The organism is Streptomyces griseus subsp. griseus (assembly GCF_003610995.1).
Classification (GTDB): Bacteria; Actinomycetota; Actinomycetes; order Streptomycetales; family Streptomycetaceae; genus Streptomyces.
The window spans coordinates 4,950,703-4,966,995 of sequence record NZ_CP032543.1 but is presented as its reverse complement, the minus strand read 5'-3'; the positions used below and the strand labels follow the sequence as shown (position 1 = coordinate 4,966,995).

Sequence of the window (16,293 nt, the reverse complement as noted above, 5' to 3'; positions counted from 1 at the left end):
GTAACGAGGTCGTCGCACCCCACCCCGTAACAGCGGCGGCCACACCCCTCACCACCCACCAGAAAGACATGTCGCGATGACGAACACCCCTGCTCCCGTCCCGTTCCCCGAGGGCTTCCTCTGGGGCGCCTCCACGGCCGCGCACCAGATCGAGGGCAACAACACCAACAGCGACTGGTGGATCAAGGAACACAGCACCGGCACCCACATCCAGGAGCCGAGCCTCGACGCCTGCGACAGCTATCACCGCTGGCCCGAGGACATGGACCTGCTGGCCTCGCTGGGCTTCACCGACTACCGGTTCTCCATCGAGTGGGCCCGGATCGAACCGGTCGAAGGCTCCTTCTCGCGCGCCGAACTCGCCCACTACCGGCGGATGGTGGAGGGTGCGATCGCCCGCGGCCTGCGCCCGATGGTGACGCTGCACCACTTCACGGTGCCGCAGTGGTTCGAGGCGCGCGGCGGCTGGACGGCCGAGGGGGCGGTGGAGCTGTTCGCCCGGTACGTCGCGGCCTGCGCGCCGGTGATCTCCGAAGGCGTGGCGCACGTCTGCACGATCAACGAGCCGAACATGATCGCCGTGATGGCGGGCCAGGCCAAGCGCGGTGACATCGGTTTCCCGCCCGCCGGCCTGCCCACGCCCGACGACGAGACGACCCAGGCGGTCATCGCGGCCCACCACGCGGCGGTCAAGGAGGTCCGGGCGCTGGACGCGGGCATCCAGGTCGGCTGGACCATCGCCAACCAGGTCTACCAGGCACTGCCCGGCGCGGAAGATGTGACGGCCGCCTACCGCCACCCGCGCGAGGACGTGTTCATCGAGGCGGCGCGCGGCGACGACTGGATCGGCGTGCAGTCCTACACCCGTACGCGGATCGGTCCCGACGGCCCGATCCCGGCGGCGGACGACGCCGAACGGACGCTGACGCAGTGGGAGTTCTACCCGAGCGCGGTGGGCGAGGCGCTGCGGCACACGGCCGAGGTGGTCGGTGACGTCCCGCTGATCGTCACGGAGAACGGCATCGCCACCGACGACGACAGCCGCCGCGCGGACTACTACGCGGGCGCGCTGAACGAGGTCGCCTCGGCGCTGGCCGACGGTATCGACATCCAGGGCTATCTGGCGTGGAGCGCGCTGGACAACTACGAGTGGGGCTCGTTCAAGCCGACGTTCGGCCTGATCGCGGTGGACCTGGAGACCTTCGAGCGCACGCCGCGCCCGTCGGCGCAGTGGCTGGGCTCGCTGGGCCGCACGCGCGAACTCCCGCGCGCAGCAGCGTAATGGAGACGCCCCCTCACCACAGGGGGGCACCCCCGATACGGGGAGCCACCTGACGGCTCCCTCCGGTTCGGGAGCCGGCGGAACCTGACGACCGCCGGCTCCCGAACCGCCCGCACGAGCACCGTTCCCCCTCCCCCTTCTGCCACCAGGAGCCGGACCGATGGACCGTCGCACGTTTCTCACCGCCGCCGGGACCGGGGCCGCGGCCCTGTCGCTCGGAGCCGTAACCGCCCCGTCCGCACAAGCGGCCACCCAGCCCGGCCGGCACCTCCTGCACCACTGGTTCCGCGACACGTACCGCTCGCTGGAAGCCATGACGACGGGCTTCGGCCTGGTGACCGACAAGATCGACCTCAGCGCGGCAGGATCTCCCGCCCAGTCCGTCCAGACCTCACCCACCAACATCGGCTGCGGCCTCTGGTCGACGGTCGCGGCCGCGGGCCTCGGGGTGATCGGCGAGAGCGCGATGGTCCGCTCCCTGAACCGTACGGTCACGGCCGTCGAGAAGCTGGAGCGCCACCACGGCTTCTGGCTCAACTGGTATGACGCACACGACGGTTCGGTGCTCACCGAGTGGCCGGGCACGGGCGACCCGGTCCGCCCGTTCCTGTCCTCGGTGGACAACGCCTGGCTGGTCACGGGCCTGCGGATAGCCGCCGACGCGGCCCCCGCCCTGCGCCCCCGCATCAACCGCATCCTGGCGACGGCCGACTGGTCGTACTTCTACACGCCCTACGACCCGGCGGACCCGGTCGCGGGCCCCGGCCAACTGCGCGGCGGCGTCTGGACGGACACGGAGGAGCCGACGCCGCACCACTACGGCGCGCTCAACACCGAGCCACGCATGGCGAGTTACCTGGGCATCGCGGACGGCTCACTCCCCGCCGACCACTACTGGCACCTGCTGCGGACGATGCTGCCGGAGCACGAACAGGAGCAGAGCCCCGGCGGGGGTTACGTCACGGTCGACGGCGTACGGGTATGGAACGGCCACTACACCCACCGCGGCCGGAAGGTGGTCCCCACCTGGGGCGGCTCCATGTTCGAGGCGCTGATGGTGCCGCTGTTCGTGCCCGAGCCGCAGTGGTCGCCGCGCGCGTGGGGCCTGACCCACCACCGTTACGTACGCGGCCAGATCGACCACGGGCTGCGGGAGGCGGAGTACGGCTACTGGGGCTTCTCGCCCTCCAACGTTCCGGAGGGCGGCTACCAGGAGTACGGGGTCGACGCCCTGGGCATGGCGGTGGACGGCTACGCCTCCAACACGGACCGCACCCACACGACGGACGGCGAACCCCTCCCGCCCCCTCGGCGTTCACCAACGGGGTGGTCACCCCCCACGCCTCGTTCCTGGCCCTGCCGTACGCGGGCCGGGAGGCGGTGGCCAACTTGCGCGCGCTGGAGCGGGACTTCGGGGCGTATGAGGAGGGGCTCGGCTTCCGGGACTCGGTGAACGTGTCCACGGGCCGGGTCAGCGACTTCATGCTCGCCCTCGACCAGGGGATGGTCATCGCGGCCCTGGCCCAGGAGCTCCGCCCGGGCCTGCTCCAGCGCCCGTTCCGCACGGGCGGGTTCAGGGCGCGGGTGCGGCCACTGCTGGAGCGGGAGCGGTTCTCGATCTGACCGGGCATTTCGCGGGCGCCCGGCCAGGCTGCTGTTGAGCGGCCGGACCGGGGGAGGCAGCCCCGGTGGGCCCTCCGCGCACCCCGGGGCTACCTGACCCCGGCCTCCTCCAGCATGCGCCGCTGATGCTCGCGCCCGATCACCTCGTAGCCGACCACGGTCACGAAGGGCGCGAGCATCACGACGATCAGGCACACCGCCAAGGGGGCGTCCGTCACGGCCAGCAGGCAGGCCGCCAGCAGGACCGCCAGGGTCAGCCCGATCAGCAGCAGGTGGAAGTGGTCCGCCGCCGAGAGCAGCAGGGCGTGCAGCAGGTAGACGACCAGGAGGTAGAGGGCCACCGGGAGGGCCAGGGCGAGAACGACCGTCGCCTCGGGGATCTCCGTGTGGTGCTCCAGGTAGAGCCCGGCCACGTGCAGCCCGGCCCCGGCTCCGGCCACGCCGATGAACAGCGGGATGTGGCCGTAACCGAAGAGGTAACCGCGGTTGCGGCGGCGCTCCAGGACATCCCCGAACGGGGTCGTGAAGTAGACCCACCACATGCCGAAGGTCAGGCCGACCCCCGCGACCACCACGGCGATCGCGTTCCCGGTCCAGGCCGTACCGTCGGCCCCGCCCAGCAGTTCGCCCGACGAGGCGACCGTCCCGACCACGCTCTCACCAAGCACGATGATCGCGAACAGGCTGTACCGCTCGGCCATGTGATGCGGGTGCCAGGGCGTGCCGCCCGCCGCGCCCTGGGCGAAGACCGGCAGAGCAAGTTCCAGCGCGCCGAGGACGACGAACGCCGCGAACACGACGTAGACCGGCAGTCCGACAAAGGCCAGGACGACCCAGCCGACCTGGGCGATCACCGTCCAGCGGATGTTGGCCAGGCAGACGCCTCGGAAATCGGGGGCCTCCCGGGCGGCACGCGACCACTGCAGCACCATCGCGATCCGCATCACGACGTACCCCGCGACCATGGCGCGCAGTTCGAGGTGGCCGCCCTCGTCGACGGAGTGGAACATCGCCGGGAGGCCGAGCGAGAACACGACGACCCCGATCATCTGGAGCATCGTCAGGACCCGGTAGAGCCAGTCGTCGGTGGCGAAGGCCGAGGCGAACCAGCTGAAGCTGATCCAGGCGACGCTGATCGCGAACATCGCCATGACGAACGCGGTGACCGCGTGCCCCAGGTGTCCCTCGGACAGGAGCTCGGCGAACTGTGTCGACGCCGTCCCGACGGCGACGACGAAGGTCAGGTCGAAGAGCAGCTCCAGCGGTGAGGAGACCCGCCCGTGCTCCTCGGGGTCGCGGCCGGACATCGGTACGAGCCGTCGCCGATGAGCACCCCCGCCATCACGGTCTTCTCTGTGCCGTTCTCCACTCATAAACGGAATTATTTCCGATCCCTCGCCACCAGGGCCCGCTTCACACGCCGCCGCACGGCACGCGCTACCGGGAGCCCGTCGAGCCCTGCACACCGGCCGGCCGAGAAGGCGTCCCGTATCCCTCAGTGCGCCGCCAGCCTCTCCACCAGCCCGATCCCCCGGGCCAGCAGCTCCCGCTCCTCCTCCGTCAGCTCCGACTCGATGGCCCGCGCGAGCCAGTCCGTCCTGCGGCCGCGCTCCTCCTCCAGCAGCGCCTGGCCGGCGGTGGAGAGCTCGACCAGGGTCTTGCGGCCGTCGGTCGGGTGGGCGCGGCGGGTGATCAGGCCCTGGTCCATGAGCAGCCCGACGGCTCGGGCCATGGACTGCGGGCGGACCCGCTGGTCGGCGGCGAGTTCGCTGGTGGTCATCGCGCCGCTGCGGTCCAGGGCGCCGAGGACGGCCACCTGGCCGAGCGGCATCTGGTCCTCAAGCTTCACGCGCCGCGTGAGCTTGCCCATCGCCGTGCGCAGTTCGGCCGCGACGGCGGCGGATTCCGGTGGGGACATACCGAATTTTAACGCGGGGCAGCTGCGCGCCCGCCCCCGTCACACCGCGGGGACTGCGCAGCCAAGCTGCACAGCAAAGCTCAACAGCACAACTGAACAGCATTGCTGTAGAGTCTTGCGGAGCCGGGTACCGCGCCACCGTCGCCGCAGCCGAGCCCGGCGGAACGTATGCGACAACGGGAAGGGCATCCCATGACCGCCATCACCTCCGTCACCGGCCGCACCGTCCTCGACAGCCGGGGCAACCCCACCGTCGAGGTGGACGTGGAGCTCGCCGACGGGTCCACCGGCCGGGCCGCGGTCCCCTCCGGCGCCTCCACCGGCGCCCGTGAGGCCGTCGAACTCCGCGACGGCGACCCCGCCCGCTGGCACGGCAAGGGCGTCGACCAGGCCGTACGCCACGTCAATACGGAGCTTGCCGCCGCCGCCATCGGGCGCGAGGCCGAGGATCAGGCCGGGCTCGACGCCGCCATCGTCGCCGTCGACGGCACCCCGGCCAAGTCCCGCCTCGGCGCCAACGCCGTCCTCGGGGTCTCCCTCGCCGCCGCCAAGGCCGCGGCCGCCGCCCACCGGCTGCCCCTCTACCGCTACCTCGGCGGCTCCGACGCCCGCCTCCTGCCCGTGCCGATGATGAACATCGTCAACGGGGGCGCCCACGCCGACAATCCGCTGGACTTCCAGGAGTTCATGATCGCCCCGATCGGTGCGGAGACCTTCGCCGAGGCCGTACGCATGGGCTCGGAGGTCTTCCACACCCTGCGCCGCGACCTGCTCGCCGCCGGGCACTCCACCGGCGTCGGCGACGAGGGCGGCTTCGCGCCCTCCCTGCGCACCGCCGAGGAGGCCCTCGACTTCGTGGTGGCCGCCGTCGAACGCACCGGCTACCGGCCGGGCACCGACATCGGCCTGGTCATGGACCCCGCCTCGTCCGAGTTCTTCCGCGACGGCGTCTACGACTACACCGGCGAAGGCGTGCGCCGCTCCCCCGCCGAACAGGCCGACTACCTCGTCAAGTTGATCGACGCCTACCCCATCGTGTCCATCGAGGACCCGATGGCCGAGGACGACCTCCCGGGGTGGCGGGAGCTCACCGCCCGCGTCGGTGGCCGCTGCCAGCTCACCGGCGACGACGTCTTCTGCACCAACGAGACCATCCTCCGCGAGGGCATCGCCTCCGGCGTCGCCAACTCGGTTCTGGTGAAGGTCAATCAGATCGGCACCCTGACCGAAGCCCTGGCCACGGTCGCCACCGCCCACCGGGCCGGCTACACCGTCGTCATGTCCCACAGGTCGGGTGAGACCGAGGACACCACCATCGCGGACCTGGCGGTGGCCACCGGCTGCGGCCAGATCAAGACCGGGTCCCTGTCCCGTTCCGACCGCACCGCCAAGTACAACCAACTCATTCGGATCGAGAAGGAGTTGGGAGACAGTGCCCAGTACGCGGGCGGCCAGGCGCTGCGGGTCGGGGGCGGTGCGGCGGCAGCCTGACGGCGCCCGCCCGGCCCTGATGCAAGCCGAGAAGGGCCGGGAGCTGGTCGCTCCCGGCCCTCGTCACAGCACCACGCGTCGTTCAGTTGCCGATGCCGGAGCTGCCCACGCCCGTGTTGCCGATGCCGTGGCTGCCCAGGCCCGTGTTGCCGAGACCCGCGTTGCCGATGCCGCCGTTCTCGATGCCCGCGTTGCCCAGGCCCCAGTTGGCGATCCCGGCGTTGCCCAGACCCGAGTTGGCGATGCCCGCGTTGCCGAGGCCGGAGTTCTCGATACCGGCGTTGCCCAGGCCCCAGTTGGCGATGCCCGCGTTGCCCGCGCCGCCGTTGTGGAAGCCCGCGCTCCCGACGCCCGTGTTGCCGATGCCGGAGCTGCCCACGCTGTCGGCGCTTGCCGTGCCGACGCCGCAGATGGCCAGAGCGGCCGCGGCACCGAGCGCGGTCGTCACACGGATAAGGGTCGTGCCCATCGTGGCATACCTCCTATTTAGGAAATCTTGCTGCTATCCCTAGCACGCAGCCGGGCCGGATACGGGGATGAGCGCCTGGAGCCGCCGTACGCTCACCGGCGCGAGTGGTCCCTACGGCCCGTCCGGCGGGTCGGGCCGGGGTGCCGCCGGGTCCGGCCGGCCGCGCACGACCGCGTCCACCGCTTCCATCGTGGGGTCCACGACATCCCAGTCGTGTACGGAGGGGTGCCCGGCGAACAGCCCGCACGCGTCCTCGCTCCGCGCGTCGACGGCGGGGCACCAGGCGAGCCCCATCAGCCGGGCCCCGCGCCCGCCCCCGATCCCGGTCCCGTCGCCACCTTCGCCCCCGGTCCCGTCGCCATCCTCGCTCCCGTCCGCGCCCCACCGCACCCACACCGCCTCCCCGTTCGCGTCGTCCTCCCACAGCAGCGACGCGTGGCCGTCACCGTGGTCCTCGCATAGTTCGCACAGGACGTACCCGGCCTGCGGCGGGTTCCCCGGCGCGGCCAGGCGGACGACATGGTCCGGAGGCGGTAACAGCGCCACGGCGGTGCACTGGTTCATGGGGCGGGAGACCTCCGGTCGCGTCAGGGCTCGTCGATGCCGCCGGGCGACGCGATCAGGTCGCCGAGCGGGTCGGTCACGTGGAAGGAGTGCGGGGCGGGGTGGTGGTCGAAGTACGCGCACGGGGTGATGGTGCGGGTGGCCAGGTGGCGGAGACGGGCAGGACACACGGGCAGGACGGCCAGGCGGTGGACGCGGTGGGCGCCCGTCCCGGTCCACAGCAGCCACAGGTCCTGGTCCACCTCCGGCGTCTGGGCAGCCCAGAGGTACGCCGCGTGCTCGGTGGACTCGTCGTGCTCGCCCAGCTCGCAGAGCAGGAACTCGTCCGGGGCGAGCACATCGGGCGCGTGCTGCGGGCCGCCCTCCATCGTGGCGAGCGCGAGCAGCGCTTCGGCGTAGGGGACGTCGGTCACGGCGGTGCACTGCAACACGGCGTCAGGTCTCTTCCCTGCGGTGCCGGGGTGGTACGAAGCCCCGCCCACGGCTTCGGGGACAGTACGGCGGTGGCGGTGGCTGCGGCAGATCCGGGCCGACCGGCCATCCGGCGAGCGTGACCCGCAGCCCCACGGCCGGGTCGACCACCGTGAGCAGGGCCGGGCGGCCCGACTCCAGGGCGCTTATCGCCTCGTCCTGGACCCTCTCGTCGCCCGCCCACGCCCGCAGCCCTTCCGGTGCGTCGGAGCCGTGGAAGGTGACCGGGTGGACGTCCCGCGCCCGGAGCCAGGGATCGGGAGGAGGCAGCTCCCGCCCGTGGGCGTCCGCCAGCCGCAGCGCCTGCCGCCGGAGCCAGCGGAGGACGAGCCGGCGGTTCGGTACGGCGATCCCGCCGAGCCGGCGGGCCTGGCCGCCGGCCGTGACGGTGACGGCGGCGACGTAATCCAGGTTCCTGTCCAGCTCCACGCCCAAGCCCCTCATCCCGCACGCCCTCCCCTGCCCCCCACACCGCGGGCCTCTCCGTCCCCCACACCGCGTGCCTCCCTGTCCCCCATACCGCCCGCCCACCCCTGCTCCCCTGCCGCCCGCCCCCTCTCGCCCGCGCCCGCCAGGCGCCGCAGCCGGTCCGCCGCGACCTCGATCGCGTGCACCACCGCCTCGCGCTCCGCCTCCCGGTCGGTGATCGCCGCGGCCAACTCCGCGAAGAACAGCGCCCGGTAGGCGGGGTCCGACTCGATCCGTTGCAGCTCGGCGAAGGGGGCCTCCCGCCGGGCCCGGCTCCACCGCCTCATCGCGCGGGTCAGGCGCGCCACCCGGACACGTACGCCCCACCAGGCGTCCGGCCTCACAGCACCTCTCCCCTGCTGCGGGCGTTGAGGCGTGCGGTACGGGCGCGGAGCTGCTCCATGAGGAGCGCCGGGCGTACGTGGCCGGGCTCGGCCTCCCACTCGCGGCCGCCGCCCACCGGGCGGAGGGACCAGCGGCCTCCGGCGACCCCGCGGAACTCGCCCACGCGGTCGGCGCGGCTGGTGTCGACCACGAGGGCCCCGAGGGAGGGGAGTTGGGGGCGGTCAGGGGGCTTCCGGGTATTCGCACGCAGGTTCTCGCCGTCCACCGATAGTTCCTCTCCGTAGCTGAACGACTACCGGGACGGCTCAGCGTCGCCTAGCGTGGAATCTCCTTCAACGTTTCAGGGGTGGAGAGAACGTTGGTCAACCTCAAGGACTTGAACCCGGACGCGAGCGCGGAAGCGGCCTACGGCGCACGCCTGCGCAGTGCGCGTGAGGAGCGGGGCTGGCGGCAGGACGACCTCGCTCAGCGCATCGGGTACACGGGACGCCATGTCTCGGGGGTGGAAACTTGTCACAAGTCCCCAACCCGCAAGTTCTCGATCGCCGTTGATGTCGCACTGGGGTTCGTGGGGACGGCTGACTCCTTCGAGCGCGAGTGGCGGAAGATCAAGCACGGGGTGCTGTTGCAGGGCTTCCCCGAGTACCTGGCCCTGGAGGGCCGGGCGGCGGAGATCAGACTGTTCGAGGTGGGCGTCATCCCCGGTCTGTTGCAGACGCGGGAGTACGCGCAGGCACTGGCCGACGGAGCCGTCGACCGAGGGGTCATGACCCGCGAACAGGCCGATGAACGCGTCGCTTTCCTCATGGCACGTCAGGAGGCGCTGGTGCGGGACGTGCCGCCCCTGCTGATCGCCGTGCTGGACGAGAGCTGCGTCCTCCGGCCGGTCGGCGGCCCGGACGTCATGAAAGCGCAGTTGCAGCATCTGATCGACTTCGCCGCGCAGCCGCACACCACGCTCCAGATCACCCCGTACAGCGTCGGCGAGCGTCGGCCCTTCAACCGGTCGGTAAACCTGCTGACCCTCCAGGACCGGTCCGTGGTCTCCTACGTCGAGTCCGAGACACAGGGGCACCTGGACCGTGAACTCGGCTCCGTCATCCCGATGGTGAGGGCCTACCATCACTTGCAGAACGTGTCTCTGTCGCAGACGGATTCCGTGGACTCGATCCACCAGCATCGGAAGGGCACCCCGTGACGACCGAAACGACGACCCAGCAGTGGGTCAAGTCCTCCTACAGCGACAACGGCGGCACCTGCGTGGAGTGGGCCCCGCACACCGCGACCACCACCGGCACCGTCCCCGTACGCGACTCCAAGAACACCACCGGCCCGGTGCTCCGCATCCCCGCCGCCGCGTTCTCCGCCTTCGTCGCGGGCGTACGGGCGGGAGACTTCGACGTCGTCTGATCACCGCTCCCCCAGGGTGCCCCCGCCGCAGTGAGCGCGGCGGGGGCACCTTGCTGTCACGGGTGGTCGTGGCCGCCCCGGCTGCCGGGGCCTCGCCCTCCGGGGCGCCGCCGCACCGAACCGGACCGGCCCGCATCACCGGCGGCCGAGGCCGGCCCCGGTGGCGCCGCGCCCTCCCCCGCCACTCAGCAGGACTGCTGCGGGCCCGAGTTGAGGGTGCCGACGTGCCCGATCACGGTCTCGTCGCCGAGGCCGGCCCCGGCCGACCGGGCGATGTAGCAGGAGTACTTGGTCCGGTTGATCACTTCGAGATGGATGTGGGCCCCCGAGTCCCCGTTGACCTGGTAGCACGAGGAGTAGCGGAACCTTCCGGTCCGCCCCAGCGGGGTCCAGGGGCCCACGGTGGCGCCGACGGTGATCGAGTCGGGCTTCTGGTCGACGTGCATGACGTCGGCGCGGCCCACGACCGTGCCGGTGGAGTCGTCGCGGGCCTCCAGCCCGATGCGCCAGCCCCCGTCGGCGAGGTTACCGGTGGCGCAGCCGGGGGTGACGGTCACCACGCTCACGGTCACGGGGCCGCCCGCCGAGGTCTTGCTGCCGAACGGGGAGAGGACCGTGGCGCCGGGGTTCTGGTAGATGTCCACCGCCCAGTCGTTGAGGTATCCCCAGTTGGAGAAGACCCGGTGGTGGGAGGAGGGCGGGGTCTCGCCGAAGCGGTTCCAGAGGGACCCGCCCTGGATGGGCGGATACACCGCGACGGTGGCGGCGGCCAGCGGCCGGGCCTGCGGCTGCGGGGCGGCCTCCCGGGCCTGAGCCGTGGGAGCGGCCAGCAGGGAGACGGAGGCCAGCAGTGCGGCGGCGAGGACGGGGCGGGCGGCGGTGGGAAGGCGCACGGGGGCTCCCAGCGTGTGGGGGGAGTTGCGGGCGTACGAGTCAACCACCGCCGCGAGCCGTGGTTCAGCCCGGCGGCTGGCAGCTTCCGGACAGCTCATGGGTCGACGTACCACCCGAACCACCCCTGGGAGTCAGCGAGTTGCAGAATGTTGTCATGCGCTTGACACTCGCGTGTATCGCACAACAGGCTCGGAACCTCCCGTTCCCGTGGACCGCCTGACGACGAAGAGGTGCACCCTCATGCGATCACGCCCCATCGGATTCCTGCTCGCGACGGCCGCGGGCGCGGTTCTGGCACTCGGCGGAACCTCCGCCTCCGCCACCTCCGCGTCCCCCGGCACCGCGAAGTCCCCCGCCACGACGGCGTCCGGAGGCGTCGGAACGGCCGACGCCTGCTACACCTGGAGCGGCACCCTCCGCGAGGGCTCCAGCGGCGAGGCCGTACGCCAGCTCCAGATCCGCGTCGCCGGATACCCGGGCACCGGAAACCAGATCGCCATCGACGGCGCGTTCGGCCCGGCCACCAAGGCGGCGGTGACGCGCTTCCAGGCGGCGTACGGGCTGGCCGCCGACGGCATCGCGGGCCCCGCGACCTTCAGCAAGATCTACCAGCTCCAGAAGAACGACTGCACCCCGGCCAACTTCACCTACGCCGAGCTGAACCGCTGCAACTCCGACTGGTCCGGCGGCAAGGTCAGCGCCGCCACCGCGCGCGCCAACGCCCTGGTGACCATGTGGAAGCTCCAGGCCATGCGGCACGCCATGGGCGACCGGCCCATCACCGTGAACGGCGGCTTCCGCAGCGTCTCCTGCAACAGCGCGGTCGGCGGTGCCGCCAACAGCCGCCACATGTACGGGCACGCCGCCGACCTCGGCGCCGGGTCGCAGGGCTTCTGCGCCCTCGCCCAGGCGGCGCGCAACCACGGCTTCACCGAGATCCTCGGCCCGGGCTACCCGGGCCACAACGACCACACCCACGTGGCCGGGGGCAGCGGCCGCTTCTGGTCCGCGCCCAGCTGCGGCATCTGACACCCCCGCTCGCTGTGCGGGCCCCCGCGGACGGCCGGTCGGCCGATCGGCGGGGGCCCGCACACCGATGTGTCCCCGGAGGCCTGGCCCTCGCCGCATCCGGAGGCCCGGACCCCGCCGCATTCCGGAGGCCCGGCTCCCGCCGCATCCCCCGAGGGACAGCGGCTACCAGCGCATCCCCACCACCACCGCGAGGGCCACGAGCAGCACGCACAGGACGGCGTTGACGACGCGGTTCTCCCAGAAGACCGCGACGAACTCCCGGATGGTGGCGCTCGGCCAGAAGTACGCGGCGGTGGGCGAGCCCACCACCTGGCCGCGCACGCCCTCCCGGCGGGCGGTCATCGCGGCCCGGAACGCGTGGAAGTTGTTGGTCACCACGACGCAGACGTAACGGTCGTCGGCCTCCTCCATGATGCGGCGGCTGAAGCGCAGGTTCTCGGTGGTCGTGCGGGAGCGCGCCTCCTCGCGGACGCGCGCCGGGTCGGCGCCCTCCGCGACCAGCCAGCGCCCCATCGCCTCCGCCTCGGGCAGCTTCTCGTCCGGCCCCTGCCCGCCGGAGACCAGCAGCACGGGAGGCTCCGCGCCCCGGTCCGCCTGCTTCCGCTGGATGGCGAGGCCGGACCGCAGCCGCGAGGCGAGCAGCGGCGGGACCCGTTCACCGCCGATGAGGCCCGAACCCAGCACCACCACGAAGTCCACGTCACCGCGCACCCGGATGCGGCCGTACAGGAAGGCGTAGGCGAGGAAGCAGAGGAAGAGGAAGGCCACGTAGCCGGTGACGAGCACGACGGCCAGGATGAACGACTGGTACGCGCGCGAGCTGCCCAGGTAGTCGGCGGTGACCACCAGTGCCAGGACCGCGAAGATGGCCAGACCCGCCAGCCCCGACAGGAGGTTGGCCGGGCGCCGGCCCTCCTTGCGGACCATGGTCAGGCCGTTGACCACGAGGAACCCGCCGAGGAGCACGATCGCCAGCGCGGGCACGAAGAAGACCAGTGAGTACACCAGGACGGCCAGACCGCCCGGCAGCCGGTCCACCTGCGTCAGCAGGGCGAAGGACAGGCACAGCACGGTCAGCCCGAGCAGGACCGCGTTCCGGAACTGCCGGCGGTCCTGCCGGACGCCCCAGCAGAACCAGAGGAAGAAGACTGCTGTCGGTACGAAGGCGATCAAGGATGACCTCGGATGCGTCGGCCGCGCGGAGGCGGTAGGGGCGGGGGGTGTCCTACTCCGCGGAGGGCGACCGGCGGTTCTCCTCCATCCAGTCCCCGTTCGTCTGCCAGGCGTAGAGCGTGTGGCCCTCCACCGCGACGTAGTAGGAACCGCAGCGGCTCCGCGCCTGTTCCGCCCGGTCCGAGGGGAACCAGGAGGCGCTGATCTCCGGGTCCGGGGCCTTCTCGCCCCCGAGCGGCTCGCAGGAGCCGGGGAGCCGGTCGCCGCTGAGCGTGGCCTTGAGGATGCGCTCGCCGCCGGTGGTGCGCATGGCGTACTCGACGGACGCGGCGTCGTCGGGGAGCCAGCGGGGCACGGAGTCGCGGTCGGCCTTCGCCGCCTTGCCGGTGGCGTAGGAGGAGGTCTGCTCGTGACGGCCGTCGTACCACTCCCTGGCCTCGGGCACGACCACCGCGGCCGTGATCCCGAGCACCACCACGCCACCCAGGGCACCTATCAGAACGCCACGCATCTTCGCTTCTCTCCTCGCCGGTATCCGCTTCGTCCGCCGCGAGCCGAGGCAATGCCTCTACTCGCTTACGTCCATTTTCGTGACCGTATGGCGCGAAAACGTCAGACTCTGCGGCATATGGGGGTACGCCTCAGGTCGCACACCCCTGATACCGCCCCGGACCCGAGGCCGTTCTAGCCGCTCACGGCGGCAGCGGACCCGGCCGCGACCGCAGCCACGGTCCGCAGCACGGCGGAGTTGACCGCCTCCGCACCCCAGCTGGCCCGCTCCAGCTCCTTCGCCCGGTGGTAGACCTTGCCGGACCACGGCACGGAGCGGTGCAGATTCGGCAGGGACCCGCTCGCGGAGAGCAGGCCGATCAGCGAAGCCGTCCGGGCATCGGGCTCCGCACCGTCGATCAGGACGGCCCGGACCTGCTCCAGGAGCGCCTTCTTGTACGCGGTGTCCGCGATGGGCGTCGACGTCGTACGGAAGAGGCCCAGCGTCTTCTTCGTCTCCCGGCGCAGGGTGCCCCGCTCCACGAGCCGCTCGGACACGGTCCCGCGCAGCGGGGTGCCGATCTCGATCAGGAGCGTCTGGACGCCTCGTACCTTCTCGGAGACCTTCCTGTACGCGTCGCGCAGCAGCGGGTCCTGCGGCGGCCGGCCGACGACGGCGTGCACCCGGATGCCCGTCAGCCCCTGGTCGCCCTCGTCGACCCGGACATGACCGGCCAGCCCCAGCTCGACCAGGACCGCGCCGCCTTGCGTGTAGTAGAGGGTGCCCGCCGTCGGGATCGCGCCGGAGGCGTCGTCCATCAGCAGCAGGGTCAGGTCTTCGACGATCAGCATCTCGCCCGGCATGTCTCTTCCCACCGTCGTATAGGGGCCTTTCCGCCACGCTATCCACGGGGAGGGGGAGCGGCACGGTGCGAGCTGTCACCGGCGGCGATGACAGATGTCATGCGGGGCACGGCACCGTACGACGTGCCCGACTCATTGACAGCGCGGTGTCGCCCTGCCAACGTCTCGTCTGACGGCGGCAGTTCCCGGACCTCGCAGACCCCACAGGTCCACCGCGCGCACTCCCCCACTCCACCCCGCGCCTCCCTCCCCGCAGACCGGCCGCCGTCGTATGGGAGCGCTCCCAGAGAAGGGCCGCACTCGTGAGACGACTTCTTCGTACGCTCGCCGCCTCGGCGTTCGCCTGTCTGCTCCTGCCGCTCAGCGCCGCACCGAGCAGTGCCACGACCACGTCGGTCCAGGCCAGTCCCATCGACCTGACCAGCGGTTTCTACACCGACCCCCACTCCGGACCCGCCACCTGGGCCGCCGCCAACCCCGGCGACGGGCGAGCCGCCGCCATCCGGGACAACATCGCCTCGCGCCCCATGGCCCGCTGGTTCGGCGCCTGGAGCGGGGACATCGGGTCGGCCGTCGGCTCGTACGTGGGCGCCGCCGCCTCCGTCAACAAGCTGCCCGTGCTGATCGCGTACAACATCCCCGGCCGCGACGCCTGCGGCGGCCACTCCGGCGGTGGGGCGGGCACCCCGGCCGCGTACCGCTCCTGGATCTCCGCCTTCGCCTCGGCCATCGGCTCGCGGCCCGCCCTGGTGGTGATCGAACCCGACTCGCTGGGCGACTTCAGCTGCCTCAGCCAGGCCCAGATCAACGAACGGAACGGGATGCTCCGGGGCGCCCTGTCCGAGTTCCGCAACCGCGCGCCCAACACCTGGACGTACCTGGACGCCGGAAACCCGGCCTGGATCGGCGCGTCCACCATGGCCCAGCACCTCGACGGCGCCGGCGCCCGCGACGCACACGGCTTCTCGCTGAACATCTCGAACTACTTCACCACCGGCGAGAACACCTCGTACGGCAACGCCGTCAGGTCGGCGCTCTCCTCGTCCTACGGCTACACGAAGCCGTTCGTCGTCGACACCAGCCGCAACGGCAACGGCTCCAACGGCCAGTGGTGCAATCCGGGCGGACGCAAGATCGGAGCCGCCGGACAGATGGGCGGCGGCGCCGAGATGCTGCTCTGGCTGAAGACGCCCGGGGAGTCGGACGGCAACTGCGGGGTCGGCGGCGGGTCGACGGCCGGGCAGTTCCTGCCGGAGGTCGCGTACAAGATGGTCTTCGGGTACTGAGCATCTCGACCGTGCGGGGCGGGCCGTACGCCGTGGCCGGGGGCTACGGGCCGGCTCGCCCCGCACCCTGGGCCGGTGGCGGCGCCCGGTCCGGACAGGATGTCCGGCGCCCGGTGGCCGGCCACGGCATCGGTGCGGCCACCCCGCGCGTCAGGGTGGCCGCACCGCGCCTTCGCTACCCCTGCCGGCTCTCCTGGTTCTTCTGGCTCTCCTGGGCCCGGATGATCACCAGGACCGTGAGCCCGCCGCAGGCCAGGCCCGCCAGCGCCCAGGGGATGCTCGGTGTACCACCGTTGAGGTGGTAGCCGATGGCGCAGAAGACGAGCGTCTCGATCAGGACGATGAGCAGCCACCAGCGCCTTCCTGGCATCCGGCCCCTCCTTTCCGTTCGTGGGATCTCGGTTCACGCGATGTGGCGCTGCCGTGATTCTCCAGGAGGAGCGGAAAGCCGAACGCCGGGGCCTCGGACCTGCCCCGCAGGCCGCACCCGGACCTCCGGGAATCGCCCGACACT

At 71.8% G+C, this 16,293-nt stretch carries 19 protein-coding genes and 1 pseudogene; 7 read left to right on the top strand and 13 right to left on the bottom strand.

Annotated elements, in window-relative coordinates:
• Positions 1–76 precede the first annotated feature (76 nt).
• Together D6270_RS22555 and D6270_RS22550 are read left to right on the top strand one after the other, a co-directional pair.
• The gene (locus D6270_RS22555) at positions 77–1,282 is read left to right on the top strand and encodes a glycoside hydrolase family 1 protein (protein ID WP_109163790.1); all 1,206 of its coding nucleotides are present in this window, start codon (positions 77–79) and stop codon (positions 1,280–1,282) included.
• A 160-nt stretch (positions 1,283–1,442) separates the two neighbouring features.
• A pseudogene (locus D6270_RS22550) lies at positions 1,443–2,905 on the top strand (glucoamylase family protein).
• Between the two features lie 89 nt (positions 2,906–2,994).
• Here D6270_RS22550 and D6270_RS22545 read toward each other — a convergent pair.
• Together D6270_RS22545 and D6270_RS22540 are read right to left on the bottom strand one after the other, a co-directional pair.
• Positions 2,995–4,212, bottom strand: coding sequence for a low temperature requirement protein A (locus D6270_RS22545; RefSeq protein ID WP_109163792.1), 1,218 nt, complete (start codon positions 4,210–4,212; stop codon positions 2,995–2,997).
• A 188-nt stretch (positions 4,213–4,400) separates the two neighbouring features.
• Positions 4,401–4,823 carry a MarR family winged helix-turn-helix transcriptional regulator gene (locus tag D6270_RS22540; protein ID WP_109163793.1) on the bottom strand — a complete coding sequence of 141 codons (423 nt, stop codon included), beginning with the start codon at positions 4,821–4,823 and terminating at the stop codon, positions 4,401–4,403.
• A 192-nt stretch (positions 4,824–5,015) separates the two neighbouring features.
• Here D6270_RS22540 and eno point away from each other — a divergent pair, with 192 nt between their 5' ends.
• Positions 5,016–6,314, top strand: a complete 1,299-nt coding sequence (eno, locus tag D6270_RS22535) for a phosphopyruvate hydratase (protein WP_109163794.1) — start codon at positions 5,016–5,018, stop codon at positions 6,312–6,314.
• An 82-nt stretch (positions 6,315–6,396) separates the two neighbouring features.
• Here the strand turns inward: eno and D6270_RS22530 are convergent, their stop codons facing one another.
• From D6270_RS22530 to D6270_RS22505, 6 genes are all read right to left on the bottom strand, one after another.
• Positions 6,397–6,783, bottom strand: coding sequence for a hypothetical protein (locus tag D6270_RS22530; RefSeq protein ID WP_109163795.1), 387 nt, complete (start codon positions 6,781–6,783; stop codon positions 6,397–6,399).
• 111 nt (positions 6,784–6,894) lie between these two features.
• Complete coding sequence (locus D6270_RS22525; protein ID WP_109163796.1) at positions 6,895–7,347, bottom strand: hypothetical protein; 453 nt, start codon at positions 7,345–7,347, stop codon at positions 6,895–6,897.
• 23 nt (positions 7,348–7,370) lie between these two features.
• Positions 7,371–7,778 carry a hypothetical protein gene (locus D6270_RS22520; protein WP_109163797.1) on the bottom strand — a complete coding sequence of 136 codons (408 nt, stop codon included), beginning with the start codon at positions 7,776–7,778 and terminating at the stop codon, positions 7,371–7,373.
• 4 nt (positions 7,779–7,782) lie between these two features.
• Positions 7,783–8,262, bottom strand: a complete 480-nt coding sequence (locus tag D6270_RS22515) for a hypothetical protein (protein WP_225976927.1) — start codon at positions 8,260–8,262, stop codon at positions 7,783–7,785.
• On the bottom strand, positions 8,259–8,630 hold the full coding sequence (locus D6270_RS33295) for a hypothetical protein (RefSeq protein WP_204117070.1): 372 nt from the start codon (positions 8,628–8,630) through the stop codon (positions 8,259–8,261). Before D6270_RS33295 ends, D6270_RS22515 begins: the two co-directional genes overlap by 4 nt.
• Complete coding sequence (locus D6270_RS22505) at positions 8,627–8,896, bottom strand: hypothetical protein (RefSeq protein ID WP_109163798.1); 270 nt, start codon at positions 8,894–8,896, stop codon at positions 8,627–8,629. Before D6270_RS22505 ends, D6270_RS33295 begins: the two co-directional genes overlap by 4 nt.
• 93 nt (positions 8,897–8,989) lie before the next feature.
• Here D6270_RS22505 and D6270_RS22500 point away from each other — a divergent pair, with 93 nt between their 5' ends.
• Both D6270_RS22500 and D6270_RS22495 read left to right on the top strand, forming a co-directional pair.
• On the top strand, positions 8,990–9,829 hold the full coding sequence (locus tag D6270_RS22500; protein ID WP_151414751.1) for a helix-turn-helix domain-containing protein: 840 nt from the start codon (positions 8,990–8,992) through the stop codon (positions 9,827–9,829).
• Positions 9,826–10,041, top strand: coding sequence for a DUF397 domain-containing protein (locus D6270_RS22495; RefSeq protein ID WP_109163799.1), 216 nt, complete (start codon positions 9,826–9,828; stop codon positions 10,039–10,041). Before D6270_RS22500 ends, D6270_RS22495 begins: the two co-directional genes overlap by 4 nt.
• Positions 10,042–10,226: 185 nt before the next feature.
• Here D6270_RS22495 and D6270_RS22490 read toward each other — a convergent pair whose 3' ends face one another.
• The gene (locus D6270_RS22490) at positions 10,227–10,934 is read right to left on the bottom strand and encodes a hypothetical protein (RefSeq protein ID WP_109163800.1); all 708 of its coding nucleotides are present in this window, start codon (positions 10,932–10,934) and stop codon (positions 10,227–10,229) included.
• Between the two features lie 241 nt (positions 10,935–11,175).
• On the opposite strand from D6270_RS22490, the gene D6270_RS22485 reads away from it, so the two are divergent.
• The gene (locus D6270_RS22485) at positions 11,176–11,964 is read left to right on the top strand and encodes a D-Ala-D-Ala carboxypeptidase family metallohydrolase (RefSeq protein ID WP_109167305.1); all 789 of its coding nucleotides are present in this window, start codon (positions 11,176–11,178) and stop codon (positions 11,962–11,964) included.
• 165 nt (positions 11,965–12,129) lie between these two features.
• Here D6270_RS22485 and D6270_RS22480 read toward each other — a convergent pair whose 3' ends face one another.
• The 3 genes from D6270_RS22480 to D6270_RS22470 form a co-directional block, all read right to left on the bottom strand.
• A complete protein-coding gene (locus tag D6270_RS22480) occupies positions 12,130–13,140 on the bottom strand; it encodes a YdcF family protein (protein WP_109163801.1) in 1,011 nt (336 codons plus the stop codon).
• A gap of 52 nt (positions 13,141–13,192) precedes the next feature.
• Positions 13,193–13,651, bottom strand: a complete 459-nt coding sequence (locus tag D6270_RS22475) for a hypothetical protein (RefSeq protein ID WP_109163802.1) — start codon at positions 13,649–13,651, stop codon at positions 13,193–13,195.
• Positions 13,652–13,824: 173 nt separating this feature from the next.
• Positions 13,825–14,493, bottom strand: a complete 669-nt coding sequence (locus D6270_RS22470) for a GOLPH3/VPS74 family protein (protein WP_109163803.1) — start codon at positions 14,491–14,493, stop codon at positions 13,825–13,827.
• A gap of 302 nt (positions 14,494–14,795) precedes the next feature.
• On the opposite strand from D6270_RS22470, the gene D6270_RS22465 reads away from it, so the two are divergent.
• Positions 14,796–15,779: a glycoside hydrolase family 6 protein gene (locus tag D6270_RS22465; RefSeq protein WP_109163804.1), complete on the top strand. Its 984-nt coding sequence runs from the start codon at positions 14,796–14,798 to the stop codon at positions 15,777–15,779.
• Positions 15,780–15,954: 175 nt separating this feature from the next.
• Here D6270_RS22465 and D6270_RS22460 read toward each other — a convergent pair whose 3' ends face one another.
• Positions 15,955–16,149: a hypothetical protein gene (locus tag D6270_RS22460; RefSeq protein WP_109163805.1), complete on the bottom strand. Its 195-nt coding sequence runs from the start codon at positions 16,147–16,149 to the stop codon at positions 15,955–15,957.
• Positions 16,150–16,293 lie beyond the last annotated feature (144 nt).